This window comes from Sphingobacterium haloxyli (assembly GCF_002980525.1).
Classification (GTDB): Bacteria; Bacteroidota; Bacteroidia; order Sphingobacteriales; family Sphingobacteriaceae; genus Sphingobacterium; species Sphingobacterium haloxyli.
Genome location: NZ_PVBQ01000006.1, coordinates 229,386 through 244,485 on the forward strand (window position 1 = coordinate 229,386; position 15,100 = coordinate 244,485).

Annotated in this window: 13 protein-coding genes; 5 read left to right on the forward strand and 8 right to left on the reverse strand. The window is 37.5% G+C overall.

Annotated features, from left to right (window positions below):
• The first annotated feature begins 6 nt into the window (after positions 1-6).
• Positions 7-2,808, forward strand: a complete 2,802-nt coding sequence (locus C5745_RS09945) for a hypothetical protein (protein WP_105716842.1) — start codon at positions 7-9, stop codon at positions 2,806-2,808.
• Between the two features lie 403 nt (positions 2,809-3,211).
• On the opposite strand, the gene C5745_RS20470 is transcribed toward C5745_RS09945, so the two are convergent.
• On the reverse strand, positions 3,212-3,388 hold the full coding sequence (locus C5745_RS20470) for a hypothetical protein (RefSeq protein ID WP_207795766.1): 177 nt from the start codon (positions 3,386-3,388) through the stop codon (positions 3,212-3,214).
• Between the two features lie 159 nt (positions 3,389-3,547).
• Here C5745_RS20470 and C5745_RS20475 point away from each other — a divergent pair, with 159 nt between their 5' ends.
• Both C5745_RS20475 and C5745_RS09955 read left to right on the forward strand, forming a co-directional pair.
• On the forward strand, positions 3,548-3,814 hold the full coding sequence (locus C5745_RS20475) for a transposase (protein ID WP_207795767.1): 267 nt from the start codon (positions 3,548-3,550) through the stop codon (positions 3,812-3,814).
• A gap of 20 nt (positions 3,815-3,834) precedes the next feature.
• The gene (locus C5745_RS09955; protein WP_207795768.1) at positions 3,835-4,638 is read left to right on the forward strand and encodes an IS3 family transposase; all 804 of its coding nucleotides are present in this window, start codon (positions 3,835-3,837) and stop codon (positions 4,636-4,638) included.
• Positions 4,639-4,678: 40 nt separating this feature from the next.
• On the opposite strand, the gene C5745_RS09960 is transcribed toward C5745_RS09955, so the two are convergent.
• The 7 genes from C5745_RS09960 to C5745_RS09990 form a co-directional block, all read right to left on the reverse strand.
• Positions 4,679-5,140, reverse strand: coding sequence for an AAA family ATPase (locus C5745_RS09960; RefSeq protein ID WP_165793062.1), 462 nt, complete (start codon positions 5,138-5,140; stop codon positions 4,679-4,681).
• A gap of 28 nt (positions 5,141-5,168) precedes the next feature.
• Positions 5,169-5,381, reverse strand: a complete 213-nt coding sequence (locus tag C5745_RS09965; RefSeq protein ID WP_105716845.1) for a hypothetical protein — start codon at positions 5,379-5,381, stop codon at positions 5,169-5,171.
• Complete coding sequence (locus C5745_RS09970; RefSeq protein ID WP_105716846.1) at positions 5,378-6,814, reverse strand: DEAD/DEAH box helicase family protein; 1,437 nt, start codon at positions 6,812-6,814, stop codon at positions 5,378-5,380. Before C5745_RS09970 ends, C5745_RS09965 begins: the two co-directional genes overlap by 4 nt.
• Positions 6,815-6,887: 73 nt before the next feature.
• Positions 6,888-8,234 carry a DGQHR domain-containing protein gene (locus C5745_RS09975; RefSeq protein ID WP_105716847.1) on the reverse strand — a complete coding sequence of 449 codons (1,347 nt, stop codon included), beginning with the start codon at positions 8,232-8,234 and terminating at the stop codon, positions 6,888-6,890.
• On the reverse strand, positions 8,221-8,790 hold the full coding sequence (locus C5745_RS09980; protein WP_133166336.1) for a hypothetical protein: 570 nt from the start codon (positions 8,788-8,790) through the stop codon (positions 8,221-8,223). Before C5745_RS09980 ends, C5745_RS09975 begins: the two co-directional genes overlap by 14 nt.
• Positions 8,791-8,957: 167 nt before the next feature.
• A complete protein-coding gene (locus C5745_RS09985; RefSeq protein WP_105716849.1) occupies positions 8,958-9,479 on the reverse strand; it encodes a helix-turn-helix domain-containing protein in 522 nt (173 codons plus the stop codon).
• 530 nt (positions 9,480-10,009) lie between these two features.
• The gene (locus C5745_RS09990) at positions 10,010-10,321 is read right to left on the reverse strand and encodes a hypothetical protein (protein WP_105716850.1); all 312 of its coding nucleotides are present in this window, start codon (positions 10,319-10,321) and stop codon (positions 10,010-10,012) included.
• A gap of 28 nt (positions 10,322-10,349) precedes the next feature.
• Here C5745_RS09990 and C5745_RS09995 point away from each other — a divergent pair, with 28 nt between their 5' ends.
• Together C5745_RS09995 and C5745_RS10000 are read left to right on the forward strand one after the other, a co-directional pair.
• Complete coding sequence (locus tag C5745_RS09995) at positions 10,350-11,915, forward strand: TlpA family protein disulfide reductase (RefSeq protein ID WP_105716851.1); 1,566 nt, start codon at positions 10,350-10,352, stop codon at positions 11,913-11,915.
• A 2-nt stretch (positions 11,916-11,917) separates the two neighbouring features.
• Positions 11,918-15,100: a SusC/RagA family TonB-linked outer membrane protein gene (locus C5745_RS10000; protein ID WP_105716852.1), complete on the forward strand. Its 3,183-nt coding sequence runs from the start codon at positions 11,918-11,920 to the stop codon at positions 15,098-15,100.

The following is a 15,100-nucleotide window of genomic DNA, read 5'->3' on the forward strand; positions in this document are numbered from 1 at the left end:
TAAAAGATGTTAATAAACGAGAATGAGGCAGCTGTTTATCTGGGTATCTCGAAAGAGCTTCTATTCTCATTTGTGAAATCAGGCTATAATGGAAGAACGCTAAAAGTAAATTCGGACATAAGCAATAATTTCTTCGATATCAATGATCTTCAGGAGTGGAATACTTTTTTGCATACCCCTTTGATAAAAAAAGGAGAGAAAAGACCTGATATCCCCCTATCTATTCGAGAGTATTTAAAGGTTGAAAGTAATGGAAAATGCGCAAGATGTGGAAGCGGACATCGGTTAGATAATGCTCATATTAATTCTTGGTCCGATTCTTTTTCCCATCATCCTCACAATTTGATTAGACTCTGTACTGATTGTCATACCAAGTATGATGATGGAATAATTTCTAAAGAAGAAATTATCAAATTAAAAGAGCGATTAATCGAGAAATTAAAAGTTGAAAACACGTCTTTTAATATCGACGTTTCAAATCATAGATTACCTAAATTAATAGAAGACTTCAGTGGTAGAGAATTTGAATTGACGAAGTTATCTGAACTCTATTCCCAAAATCGTTTAATTTGTATTGAAGGTGTTGGAGGAATGGGAAAAACTCAATTACTCCTCAAGTTTATTGAAAGAGAAAAACTAAAAGTTAACTGGTTTAATATTGAAACCTTCTCAGGATTTCAGGATTTTATTGTTGAATTATTTAATCGATTTCAAGTAAGTGATTTTGATCAATTGTTAGACGTTATCAATAGTGAGGACGCAATTTTAGTTTTTGATGGAATAGAAACCTTGTGGAGTAATTTTCAAGATAAAGTGACACAGCTTTTGAAGCAATTAAATGATTATGCAGATAATGCTAAAATTATTTTTACAACACAATTCAATTCTCTAGGATTTGACGTAAATCTCGGAGTCCTTAAGCTATCAGACGGATTAAATGAAAAAGATAGTTTTACTCTTTTATCAAAAAAAAACTCAAGCATAAAAATTGATGATAAAAATATCTCGGAAATAATTTCATTTTCAGATGGTCATCCTTTAACCTTAATTCTTGTTGCGGGATTGATTTATATGATAAGATCACCGGAAGATGTATGGAAATCTATCAATGAAGCTGGAGTATCGTTTATTCAAGACCCAAATCACAAAGAACATAAGAAATCAACTTCGTTGGAAGTTTGTTTTGATTTAGTATATAAAACTTTAGATGAGAAACAGAGGTGGTTGTTAATGTACCTTTCATTGTTTCCTGCTGGATGCAAAATACCCTTTTTAGAAATTTTGATTCGTAAAGACTCTATTTTTAAATCCAAGACGGAAATAAAAATGTCGATTGCATTTCTTTCACAATACAATTTGGTTGATTTTGATGAAGATTATTTAGGACTTGAGCGATCGATAATTCTTAATCCGATTCGTTTTTTTGTTAGAAAGAAAACATGGAACAATTCAAAAGAATTACTACATGCTATACAATTGGAGGCGTTCCAAAATCTAGTCTTTGAAGCAATCACTTTGTATAGTACATATATGCTTTCTGATGAAGTAGAATATGGTATTGTTCATTATGAAATAGAACTTCCCAATTATCTGTTTGCTTTCAAGAAAGCTGTTCATGCTTCGTATTGTGATGAGTGCAGAAAACGTAGTGATAGAGAAAAATATTTGAGGATCATAACAGGACTATCTGCCGGACTTTACAAATATCTATTTACTAGAGGTAAGATTTCATACGGGATAGAAATAAACAAACAGGGGGCAAAGGCTCATTTAGAACTCGAAGAATTTGACTTAGCTATTGATGACTTAAATCAAGTTGCGATATTAAACTGGAGAATTGGAAATAAAGAGGAAACTAGAAGTGTACTTTTAGAAATGCAAAGATGTGAAGCGTTAAGTGGAGAGAGATTTTCTACAGTTCGGTTTATTGAAGGTGAAATTTTAAGAGAAACAAATGCTAGGACTGCAATTGAAAAATTTCAGGAGGCAATCTCAATATGTGAAATTAATTTGAAAATAAACCCAGACGATCGAGCACCCAAAGGTAATATTGGAAATATGCTATCAGAAATAGGACGGACCTATGAGAGATATTTAAATGATAGCAAAACAGCTTTAGAATATTACGTGAAAGGATATAATATACAACGGGAGATAAAAGACTATACAAATATGTTCTGTAATTCCCATCATATTGGGAATTGCTACGCAGATGCTGGACTATTTGACAAATCACTGGAATATTATCGAGAGGCACTGGAGGGATTTACTAAATATGGACAGCAACAGTACATTGGTAATTCATTGTCAGAAATAGGAAGGATAAGGATTTCGAATCCGGATTTAGACTATTCTTTCTTGACCAAGGACATCCTATTAATGGGATTAGATGACATTCAATATGAAATTGCAGTTACAGATAAAATTAATTTTTATTTAGAGAGCAAACTATGGAGAATAATTGGAGTTGTTGCTCTTTCAGAGCATTCATTGATGTTAACCGATTGGGCACATAGTCTCGTTCGAACGCTTGACAAGAAACATATTTCTGAATGGTCATTGCCATATTTCTTTGCGAAGATTGCAATTATTTCGAATGAGTTGGAAAGCGATAAAAATAATGCTGAAAAGCTAGAAGAGATAAAGTTCTTATGTGGTTTACACGAGAGTGAAGTTATACATGATATATTGGACCCCTTTGCTTGGTTATCTCTGTGGCTCAAAGAGAAAAATATAATGGATATAAGTAGAGGGGATTTGTATTTTGAAATCGAAAATGCATTTTGGGATAATAATGAGGATGATTAGTTTTGAGAATAGAAGGTGTTAGATTTGCAATAAGCAAAATGGCTGAATTACCGCCCCGTCGAACGGTAATTCAGCCATTGACACTGTAATGCTAAAAATAATATTACCGGTAGCGATTTCCTGATCAATGAGATCGAGAGGGGACTGTTCGCTTACTAGGTGTTATTATTCTGATTATAATATCTGGCTCGTTATTTTGCAGTTGAAAATTATTTACTATTTTTAGTAATGCCAAAACCAACCATCAACGACGCTATTAAAGAAGTTTTCAAGCGGGAAAATAGACCTTTTGTAATCGGTAAATCAGAATACACAACTTTTGGCAATAAGGAATGCAGCATAATTGGCAATAATAAATATGTTACGCGTTATCAGCAGGCTTTGTTTTTTACAACATCTACTTTTACTGTCGACGCCAAAAAGGAGGCCCATAACGAGCACGCTGGGCATTCCGATGGCTTTGTTCGATGGTACTGGTATTGTTGATATCATGATTGAACGTCAATTTGGAGTGGAAGTTCAGGAGCTGAAAACCTATGTTGACGCGCTTAATGATATTATTGACGAGGCATTGATCCATAAATGCAAAAACCTCTTGAGTAATTTCAAGAGGTTTTTTTATATTGGTATATTTAGTCCCTAAATTATACTTGTCCCATTTAGGTATAGTTACCTTGTAACCCTCCCTAAAAATCGGACTGGTTGAAAAGCGAAAATTCGTAACTTTAACCACAGAACGATGAAAAAGACAAGAATCAGCGAAAGCCAGATCGTTTCGGCGATCAAACAACACGAGTCAGGTAAATCCACAGCGGATATCTGTCGAGAACTGGGTGTTCACCAGGCTACTTTTTACAACTGGAAAAAGAAGTACTCCGGCATGGATAGCCAAGAGCTACGGCGCATGAAAGAGTTGGAAGAGGAGAACCGTCGGCTGAAGCAGATGTACGCGGACCTGGCCCTTGATCACAAAATCCTGAAGGACGTACTCTCAAAAAAGTTCTGAAGCCCTGCCAACGCAAGGACATGGCTGCTTATGTGATCTCGAGGCATCACGTGAGTATCAGCAGGGCTTGCAAAGTGATCTGTCTGCCTAAGTCCATGTATTATTATATCAAGAAAAGAGACGACGGAGAAACGATTGAAAAGCTTCGGGAACTTGCCGTGCAATACCCCACCGAGGGTCAGGATCTTTATTATTCACGCATCCGGCGGGAAGGCCTGAAATGGAATTATAAGCGTGTGCGCCGGGTGTACCTGTTGTTGGGTATGAACCGTCGCAGAAAAGTGCGTAAGCGTGTCCCTGCCCGAATAAAAGAGCCCCTGCTGATACCGGATTCGCCCCTTAAAACATGGTCATTGGATTTTATGAGTGATGTGTTGACCAATAAGCGGAAGTTTAGGACACTGAACATTATCGATGATTATAACAGACAGGCTATTGCCGTAGAAGTTGCACATAGTATGCCGGCAAGCAAAGTGACCGAATTATTGGAACGGATCATCAAAGAGCAGGGCAAACCTTCACGTTTTCGTACTGATAATGGGCCGGAGTTTATCAGCAGGGAATTCCGGGATTGGTGTGCCGGCCAAGAAATAGAAATACAATTTATCCAACCGGGTAGGCCTATGCAGAACGGCTATATCGAGCGGTTCAACCGCACATTCAGGGAAAATATATTGGACGCCTATCTGTTCGAAGATACCATGCAGGTACAGATTCTTGCAGAGGAATGGATGCAGGACTATAATTACAACAGGCCCCATGAGGCACTGGGGGGCAAGACGCCAATGGAATACCGCGCCCTGCCGGCGGCATGTTGTCATTAGGTCAACTTTAAAAAGATTGACCTAATAACAACAACTATTTTTATATTTGAAAACTCGCCTGGATGCCAGTCCGAAAATAGGGAGGGTTACACAGTAATATTAAATCTTTTTTAGAGATCTTTGTTTCTATTGAATGGCAAAACCAATTTTCGGGATTTGTTGGGCTACTATCATTGATACGTTTTGCCCAAAAATATTTTTCTATTTCGTATTCATAGTGGTCTTCTGAAAAATTGATTCGTACTCCACATTTCACTTCATTATTTGTCAAGGTTTCATTTTTAGCCTTATCGGAAATCATGTATGCCTTGTAATTGTCAACGGATATGTTCTTGTCCCCAGTAGCGTCAGAATTTATAACCTCATCTTTGAGTACCCAGCAAAAAGCACTAAATAATTTTGTCTTTCCAGCCCCATTGTCAGCAACAATAACATTGAGGCCAGAATTGAACTCGTAAATGTTGTCCTCATATTCTCCATAGTAATTGAAGAAATTAGACATAGATATAGAATTTATAATACTTGGCATGTTATATATTGAAATGGGTTTTAATTTGAGAATTTATACTCGATTCCGGCTGTTGATTTTCAATGCCGATTACAATCATCTTGATAACCTCTATAATATCATGCTGAGAAGGTTTGGACAAACTCATGTTTTCCAATTCCTCTTTAGTTAACCCGTATTTTTCCAAAAGTACAGGGTTCTCTAACATTACTTTGAAAATTTCATCTGCTGTCATTCTTCTAATTCTGTTATAATAGTGTCTAAATCAAGTTCGTAATAGTTACATATTGGCGCTAGAGCTTCCTTAGCATCATAAAAATTTTCAGATAGCTTAGCAAAATAGCCCACACGTGTTAGCTCAGTTTTAACCAAGTTCCTTTCAATTTTAAAAAAAGATTTGTCTTCATGTGATAGTACCATGGGGATAACAACCATATCATATATCAGTGCTCTTGATTTGTCTTTGTGGTTTCTTAACAACCGACCACGCCTTTGAATAAATTGCCTTGGGTTTCCGGTGCTAGCGGTAAAAATGCCTATTGAAGTCCTGGGAATATCAATACCCTCATCTAGGCAGTTTATTGCCAACAATACATCTATTTCTCCTTTTGAATAATTTTCAAGGACTTGTTCTCTATTTTCAGTTTCTCCCAAATAAGCATGAGTTTTGGTTTCAGGAGATTCTTCATGAAATATTTTTTGCATCTGTCGGATCATACGCACGTTATCTTGTTCGTATTCATTCTGATAGTCACCAGCAGGTGCATAAGTAAAACAATACTGCAAGGGCTCTCTTTTCTTTACTTTATTTATAATCCCTGATAGTGCTCCAAGCTTATTGACTGCTTTGTTTATGATGCGCTTTCTCCTTAAAAGCAAAAGTTCTGCCTGTGAGTTTCCATTATCATTTTCCCCATTTCTAGCTATGTGCTGAGCAAGTTTTTTGGAAAGTTGAATGTATTCTTTCATTTCCTCAGTGTTGAGTTCCACGACAACCGGGTAATATTCATACTTGCATAAAAAGCCAAGTTTTATAGCTTTGTCCATAAAAAGACTAAAGCAATAGGGGGATTTATCCTGAAAGAATGCTTCCATTGCTTCGCTGCCTTCTTCATCGTATTGACGTTTGGGGGTAGCGGACAATCCAATTCTTTTTTTTAAGCCAGTGATTTTATTCAAGTTTGATTTTATTTGTTTTTGCCCGAGTGTATGGGCTTCATCGGCAATCAATATCGTGTCTTTGGGCAAATTGTTTAAAATGCGGATAAAATCAGGATTAGTCAAAGAACGGTAGGTTGATATGATAACAAAATCGCTGTCTAGACCGAAGGTAAAGTCATTTAGTAATTCCTGAATCCCCTGTTTCCAGCTATATTCTGAACTAATTAGATAGTGGGCATCAAAACCCCAAAGCTTTGTTTCTTTTGCCCATTGTTCCAATAACGGCTGTGTGGGCACAAGGATAATGATATGATAATTGCTTCCCTCACTATCGAGTGTTCTTAAATATTCACTGTAGGCACAATACAGAGAAGTCATAGTTTTTCCTGTACCAGTAGCCATAGCAAAAATTCCAGAACAATCGTCTGAAAGCCAATTTTCATAGGCAGTGTTTTGGTAATCTCGGATATTTACCCCTTGTGGGATTTTTAATTTAGATGGTCTCAATGATTAATGTTTTAAGCTTTCTAATAAGAAATTCATTGTCGATTGAATGATATTATTAAATTACATTCTTTACTTAGTTCTCTCTTAGCAAATCCGTCAGCTTTGATAATCGTTCGTCATTTTGATCAGTCGCAGGCCAAATTTTTAGTGAAATATCAAAATATAAAACTCGTTTACTGCGTCCCGTATATGGGTAGCGTCTAGCATCTGCAAAACTCAAATTTTTAGCTTTTATTAGATACTTTTTATATGTAGATATTTTGTCTCGTTCGTCATCATTCTTAACTTCTTTTAAAATGTCTACTAGAATTGAAATTAGTGCTTGATAGCCGACGGTTGTATGTAAAATGTTTTCGGGTGTAGTATTATGCTTTGGTAGATCCCAAATTTTTATTTCATCAATCACAAACATTTCTTCGACCGCCTTAAAGAATGAAAATAAAATATCTAAGATATAGTTGTCTTTGTTATTTGCGTAATACTTTCGAAATGGAAGATCGTCATTGCAACCTTTTCTAAGCTCTTGTCTAGGTCTGAACCTATCTCGTTCTGATTCAGTTAAATTCGCACTAATTAAATCTATTATAGATTTGACCATGCCAGCCTGAGTTAATGGAGGGCTTTGATTCCTGTAGTACTTTCCTCCATAAAGCTTAATACGATTATAAAACGGGGATTTATCGAAGCTATTTAATGTAAGAACTGTCTGTAATGCGGTTTTTTGAGGAGAATCTTCACTTGTCAACCCGAATAGACTGTAAACAAGACTCTGGGGCACAGATTTTTGCGTTCTGTTTATTGTCGAAAAAATCATTGCTTGAAATTCTAAAGTAGGATCTATGAAAAATGTGACAGGTAGTTGAATATTTTGAAGATTTTTAAGAAGTTTTGTTTTTGATTCAAGTTTTTTTAGCAAATCATTGTTGTTTGAAGAATGCACGATTTTGCTTAGGTCGCTAATTTCATTTTTGAGTCGTGCAAAGGCTGCTTCTATACCATTTATTCTATGTTGTCCATCTATGATAGTTAGATAAACATCACCTTTTTCTTTTTTTAACTCGGACGATACCTTTGAGCTTAAAGTGATATGAGCATTTAAATTTTCATCTTCTTCAAATAATTCTATAACTGAATTAGGAATTGCAATTACTAAGTTTGTTGGGAATATTGCATCGGGGTCGTCTAGCAGGAAATTTACAATCTTTTCCACCCGCGAGTTGTCAACTTTTCTTTGAATCTGATCGTTATAGATTGGCTTATTTTCTTCATCATAGTTTACAATAAGTCTTTCAGTATACTTTGTGAACGAAAGTATTTGTTTAATTGTAAAAATACCTAAATAAAATTCTTGGTTATTTTGGATAACCTTCTTTGCGTTGATTACGATACTCTCTGTAGAGTTTTGGTTATTCTTCTCCATATTTCTCAGATAAGTGTTTTTTATTCTGATTTGTTTCTTCAATTATATCGTCAGCGATAGTTCTATTTACTAAATGATCTTGAAGTAAGAATGAATATTTTGATAAGAGTAGCGAATACCAAATTATGAAAGTCGTCACAGGGAATTGTGTAAACAATATAAGATATGTATTTCCGAATGGATTATTAATTACTTGATAGACGTAGTACAATATTATAAGTGAGATTAGAATTATTGATCCGATACCTATTTTTACGCGGATATTATAAGTATTCGTATTTTTTTTTAGTTCTTGTTCTTTATTGTATTTGAATAGATTTAAACTTATTGGAGCAACTCTATTCAAAGCAAACATTGGTAGACTTCCGTTAACAAATAAATTCAAAAGAGCGATAAACGTTATATCACTATTAGGTTTAAATAGTATGAAACTTAAAACGGAAAGTAAAATAACGCCAATTGGAACAAACAAATTAGGTAGGTTCCATAGGTCAATATCATCAACACTCTCATTCTCTATTCTTTTTAAAAAAGCAATTTCTTTTTTTCGAAACATCAAGTCCATTTTAATTTAACTTCATAATTCTATTTATCAATTGGTAATAATTCAATTATCTCTCTCTTTCAACTTCTTTAAAGCCACCTCATACTGTCGCTGAGTATTCAACCTAATCTTCGAGAATATTTTTTTATCAAAGTTTTTAGGTGAAACATGTGTCAGATCTATTTTCGAAGTGCATAGATGTTCTTTCCAGCTATTTTAGTTAAAACCTTGACAGTCTCGTCTATTACGAAGTTTTTCATCACCCCTGTAATTTCTGTAGATTTTAAAGATTCGTCAATCAAATTCAAACTTATCATGTGCTTCCGTATCTGGTCCGTCGTTTTACCATCACCTAGGAAATCAGGAAGGATGATATATTCACGAATCTTTTTTGTTAAGAAAACTCTCTCTTGTTTCTTCTTCGGTAACTGGTGCGAGGGGATGAGTTCTATTCCCACACCGGATAAATTATCGAAATCATACTCGACGGCTTTGGCGTACTCCACGTAATAATCAATATTGATGGTTATACCTTTCTCCATCTCGAGGGTCGTTTTGGGAGGTATCGTCGTCATATCTTTAATGTCACTAAGAGAATAACCTTTCTCTTGTCTGGCCTCACGAAGCTTTGCACCAATGGCTTGTCTATATTCAGGTGATTTTATCCTACTAGATCGCTTTTTAACTTCTTTCTTATCCAAGTCTGTATTTTTTGTTTTACACTAATTAGTTATAGATTTGCATTTTAAAATAATATGCACTATATTTGTTGTGTGATTTACGGGGTTTTATCACCCCTATTCACGTTAGAGTTCCGTCAACGAAAACGGCGAAATTTTCAATTGACACGGAACCGTAGGGATAGCTTTTCCCCAAACTTTTGTACATTTGTACGAAAGGAGGGGTGGCTCCCTATCGGAAGCTGTGTCAAGCGCTCTTCGCCGTGCGCCGTTGACAGTGGAAGATAGGGAGCCTTCTCTTTAATTAGACTTTCTATCTTTCGGGACTCGTTATCGTAAACTTTAAATAATTATGAAAACGAGAAACGATACAACCAAACAAAACCACATCGACACGATCAAGGATCGATGTCTTCGGTTTTCCCGTAAACAACTTTACCAGAACATAATTCGTTCGCCTGAATAAAGTTCCAGACAAACAGATCGCGAAAAGAGGTGTAATCCACCTTCATGAAAGAGGGGCTTCGCTGTGCTCAGGAAGCGTACTCTTTTTATAGGAATGCTACCCCAGACTTCGCGTCTGCCAACCGACCTTTGATATAAGAACAAACGTTTGAAATGGTCAATGATCGGTCTTTGTTTCTAGTTTGCACTTTAAAATTAAAGACTTTTCTGTTGCCTTCCAAATAAATTTCCCGTAAAGAAGGACATTGTTTGTCGATAATATTCTTTGGTCGGTTCTTTTCCCTAGAATGCGGCGATGCAAAGCGCACTGTAAAACCATCGTAGAACACCGTGTAATCCGCATTTTTTCGATTTAGTTGTAAATCCGTGTGGCTGGCGCGTGCAGGTTTTTCCTGCATGCTCGCTACACCTTAAACAAAAGAAAAAATGAAAGAATTATGCGAAAGGGGAAAGTATGTGCTTTTCTCAGATAGGTTTCTGCGGCGCAGTCGCCCGAGCACGCACGCTAGATCAGCGTGTAGAAGTAAAAAACGACTAACAAATCAAGAATTTATGCCATCAGATTATTATACCAGTTATATACCTTTTATAACAGCAACACCGAAAGAGGATTTCATTCCCGTCGGTAATACCAATAAACAGCAAGTAGGAGGGAGAAAGCTACTGCTCACTTCCCGTATAGTATTATATATAGCCGAAACAATAAAGAACAGAACCATACCTTTTGTGTTGGTATGGTTTTGTTTCATGTTGTTTAATCTATCAGACGCCTGGGCGCAGTCCGCGGAATCGCGGACTGCCGAAGGGCAAACAGCAATCAAGCCGTTGCAGATCGGGGATACGATACCGGAGGAACTGTGGAAAGCGTGGCTTTCGGTTTTGTCGATTAAGGACGAAAACGTGCAATACTCATCGCTTGAATTATATAAGGATAAAGTACTGATTTTAGACTTTTGGAATATCTGGTGTGGCAGTTGTTTAACCGCAATGGATCATGCTGGTCAGTTGATGGAAGAGCTTGGAAACGAGATTGCAATACTCCCAGTGACCTATCAGAGCAGAGAAGATATATTGAAATTCTCAGCAAAGAATGAGATAGTCAAAAACACAAAACTACCACTCGTAGTTGAAGACGATGTATTGTCAGCCTACTTTCCACATCGATCGGTACCGCACGTAGTAATGGTTAGGGATGGCAAGGTCTTTCATATCGGAGGGTTGGAATCTATGAAACAAGACGGGCTCGAAGCTGCTATTCAAAACAAACAAGCGTATTTTAAATATTTCAAAAACGATTTTAGCGAGAAGGAGTCATTGCTTAAACGTATAGATAGGGAGCGGGCAATCGGATATAGGTTTATGTCTGGATACCGCAATGACGCGTTGCCTGTTCAAGGTACCGAGATTGACAGTGCCGAGGCCGTGAAGCGTATCTATTTCTATAACCATTCTTTACTTGAGCTATACAGATTCGCACTGGATATACCCGTTACATTTCCACTGAATAGGATAAGTCTTCAACAGGCCAATTTAGAGATCGAAGAATTTGCTTTTCATCACGATATGGGCGATAAATTAGAGTGGTTGCAGAAACACGCCATTTCGTACGAAATATGCGTCCCTATTGACCTAGATGATGCTGTTATAAAGCAAATGTTAATACAGGATTTACAACTGTTTACAGGGTTGTCAGCCAACGTGACGGAAAGATCTGTTTTGGTTTTTGAGATTGGAAAGAACTTAGACCTGCGTGCCCATCAACAGGAATCCGCCAACAATATGGCTGTTTTCTACGTGCTCGATGCCTATAATAGCAAACCGGATGCGGTGCCGTTTATATATGAAGAGAGCCTGGCGAGGCAAGTATTCGTGCCATATCGTGATCTATCCGGTTTATCAGCGCCAGAGCTTTTGGACCTTCTGCGTGATCAAGGCATCCCTTTCGATTCTACGACAGAAATACTAACTATTTTAACTGTTAACAAGGGCTAATTATGAGATTCTTTAAGATACTTATTGTTGTTGTTATTGTCGCTGTACATAGCGCATATGCACAAAAACCGGAACATATAAAAGTAGATGTGGTTGATAGCACAACCAATCGACCTCTGCGTAATTTTAATATATTTATCAATGAGGAGCCTGTAGAGGTAAGTGAAGGGCATATAGATATCGCATCATTTGCTGTGCCACTAGCTATAAAAGTAAGTCATGTCGGTTATAGAACGAAGGAGTACTTGTGGATGCGTAAGCTGGATCGATTGTCGGTCTTGCTAGCTTTCGACGAGAATGCGATTGAAGAAGTGGTCATAAATACGGGATATCAAAAACTATCCCGCGAACGTATGACAGGTTCATTTGAAACGCTTGATCAACAGGAGATAAACCGCTCCGTGAATTCAAACATTATCAATAGGTTGGAGGATATGACGACCTCACTTTCATTCGATAAAAGAACGTATAATATAAATAATCCCACACATACCGATGGAATTGTGGATGTCCGTGGTATTAGCAGTATTAATGGCGTAAATACACCGTTGATCGTATTAGACAATTTTCCATATGAAGGAGACATTGCTAATATAAATCCAGTTGACATTGAAACAGTTACTATTTTGAAGGATGCCGCTGCTACCTCCATCTGGGGCGCCCAGGCAGGTAATGGTGTTATTGTTATTACAACGAAGCGCGGAAAAGCAGGCGATAGACAGCGATGGGGGTTTTCCTCTAACCTTACCTTAGCGGAGAGACCCGATCTTCTACGTTTAAATCAGGCAGGGAGTGCGGATTTTATTGATATGGAGATGTTTTTATACGACCAGGGATATTTTAATAATCAGATCAACAATAACAGAAGGCCTGCGCTTTCACCCGTGGTGGAATTGTTGAGATTACAGCAGGAAGGTAGCTTGGATAATGATGAATTTGATGATCGAATAGCGCAATTAAAGAATATCGATCTAAGAAAGGAATATCTAGAACACTTTTACACTACTCCTGTAAACCAGCGCTATGCTTTAAACTTAAGCGGCGGTACAGATAGGTCCAGTTATTATGTGTCACTCGGTTATGATAAGAATGTCCCACCTTTAAAGGGTAATAATTATGAGCGGCAGACTTTGAACATTGCAAATGACATCAAGGTGAGCGATCGATTCCTGTTAAATACTAAATTGATGTATAACCGCGTTAGCACTTCCACATTCCAAGATGGGTATGGTGCCGGAAACCCTATCTATCCATATGCGCAGTTCGCCGATAACGAAAATCGTCCATTGCCCATAAACTACGGATATAGTATGCGTTATCTCGACAATCTACCAGATATTGGACTCCTGGATTGGAAATATCGTCCTATTGACGAGTTGGAAAACAATGATAGGACATCTAAGGCAAATGAGGTATTGGCCGACTTAGGTTTAAATGTTAAGCTCGTGAAAGGATTGAGCTTGGATATAAAGGGGCAATTCGGATATTCAGGGAACAAAGGTAGGAGACTTTATAATGAACAGACCTATTATACAAGGAATACAATTAATTTATATACCGATGCTTCCGGTGAGACTTTAAAATACCAATACCCATTTGGCGCCATTCTCGACTTGACGAATAATGAACAACATACTCTTTCCTCACGGGGACAGCTAAATTACGATCGATTGCTTGGTGCAAAGCATTCTCTTTCTGGCATGGTAGGAGGAGAGATCAGGGAGGTTACCAATACTGGAGACGGCAGCCGTTTTTATGGTTATGATGAGGATAAACTTTTGTTCAGTCCGATAGATCAAATTAATAGATACCAAACCTATGACAATCTGGGGGGGAGGTCAATAATTGGTAATAATTCCTTCTTTCAGAATGCTTCCCGTGACCGATATCTGTCTTTTTATACGAATTTGTCGTATTCGTATGATCAAAAATATGTGGCTTATTTCAGCGGAAGGCGAGATGCCTCCAATATTTTCGGCGCCAAAACAAATGGAAAATGGACGCCTTTGTGGTCCGTTGGAGGAGCATGGAATGTCCATAATGAGAAGTTCTGGAATTCACTGCTATTATCACAGTTGAAACTCCGGGTTTCCTATGGGTACAGCGGGAATGTGAACAAGACGGTTGCAGCGTTGAGTACAATTTCTTATGCAAGTAATCTGACAACAAATACAAGACAGCCTTTCGCAATGATTGCCAACCCCCCGAATCCCGAGTTGCGTTGGGAGCGTGTACAAACGTTCAATTTTGGGTTGGATCTTTCCTTACTAAAAAATCGACTGGCAGGATCGTTGGACATTTATACAAAGAAATCTCTAGACTTAATTGGGTCGTCACCTATCGATCCCACAACTGGTGTAACCAACGTCTACATTAATAGTGCACACACTGATGGCAAAGGGATGGACCTCTCGTTAAGAAGCCGAAACCTCATAACGGAATTTCGGTGGAATACGCAGCTACTGCTAAGCTACAATAAAGTCATTATTGCTAAATATATGCAGGAAGTAGAACCTGTCATGAGTTATATACAGCAAATCAACCGCATAGAAGGAGAATTGGCATATGCTGTCTTTAGTTATAAATGGGGAGGTCTCGATCCCGAAAACGGTAATCCGTTGGGGTATTTAAATGGTGAGCTTAGCGACGACTGGAGGAATATCCTTCAGCAACTTGAACATGAAGATTTAAATTTACATGGATCAGCAAGACCTTTGTGGTTCGGATCTCTTCGAAATGATTTTGCTTACAAAGGTTTCAATGCGTCTATTAATTTGGGTTTCCGTTTTAAGTTCTTTTTTAGGAAACCAACCTTACATTACGGACAGATAGGTACCTGGAATCCAATTCATGGTGATTATAAAAGACGATGGCAAAAACCCGGGGATGAACAGCACACATCGGTATATTCGTTTCTTTATCCTAACGATTCCTATAGAGATAACTTTTATCAAGGGGCTGAAATTAACGTAGTGAAGGGAGATCATGTTAGGCTAAAGGATATACGGTTGGGTTACACCATCAGTAAATTAAGACCTCGATCTGGTAGTTTGGAACTATTCGCATATTTGACCAATCTCGGCTTTCTGTGGAGAGCAAACAAGGAAGGGATAGATCCCGATACACCGCAAAATGAGATCGGTCTGCCCAAAACATTTTCCTTCGGTATAAATCTGTCAATCTAA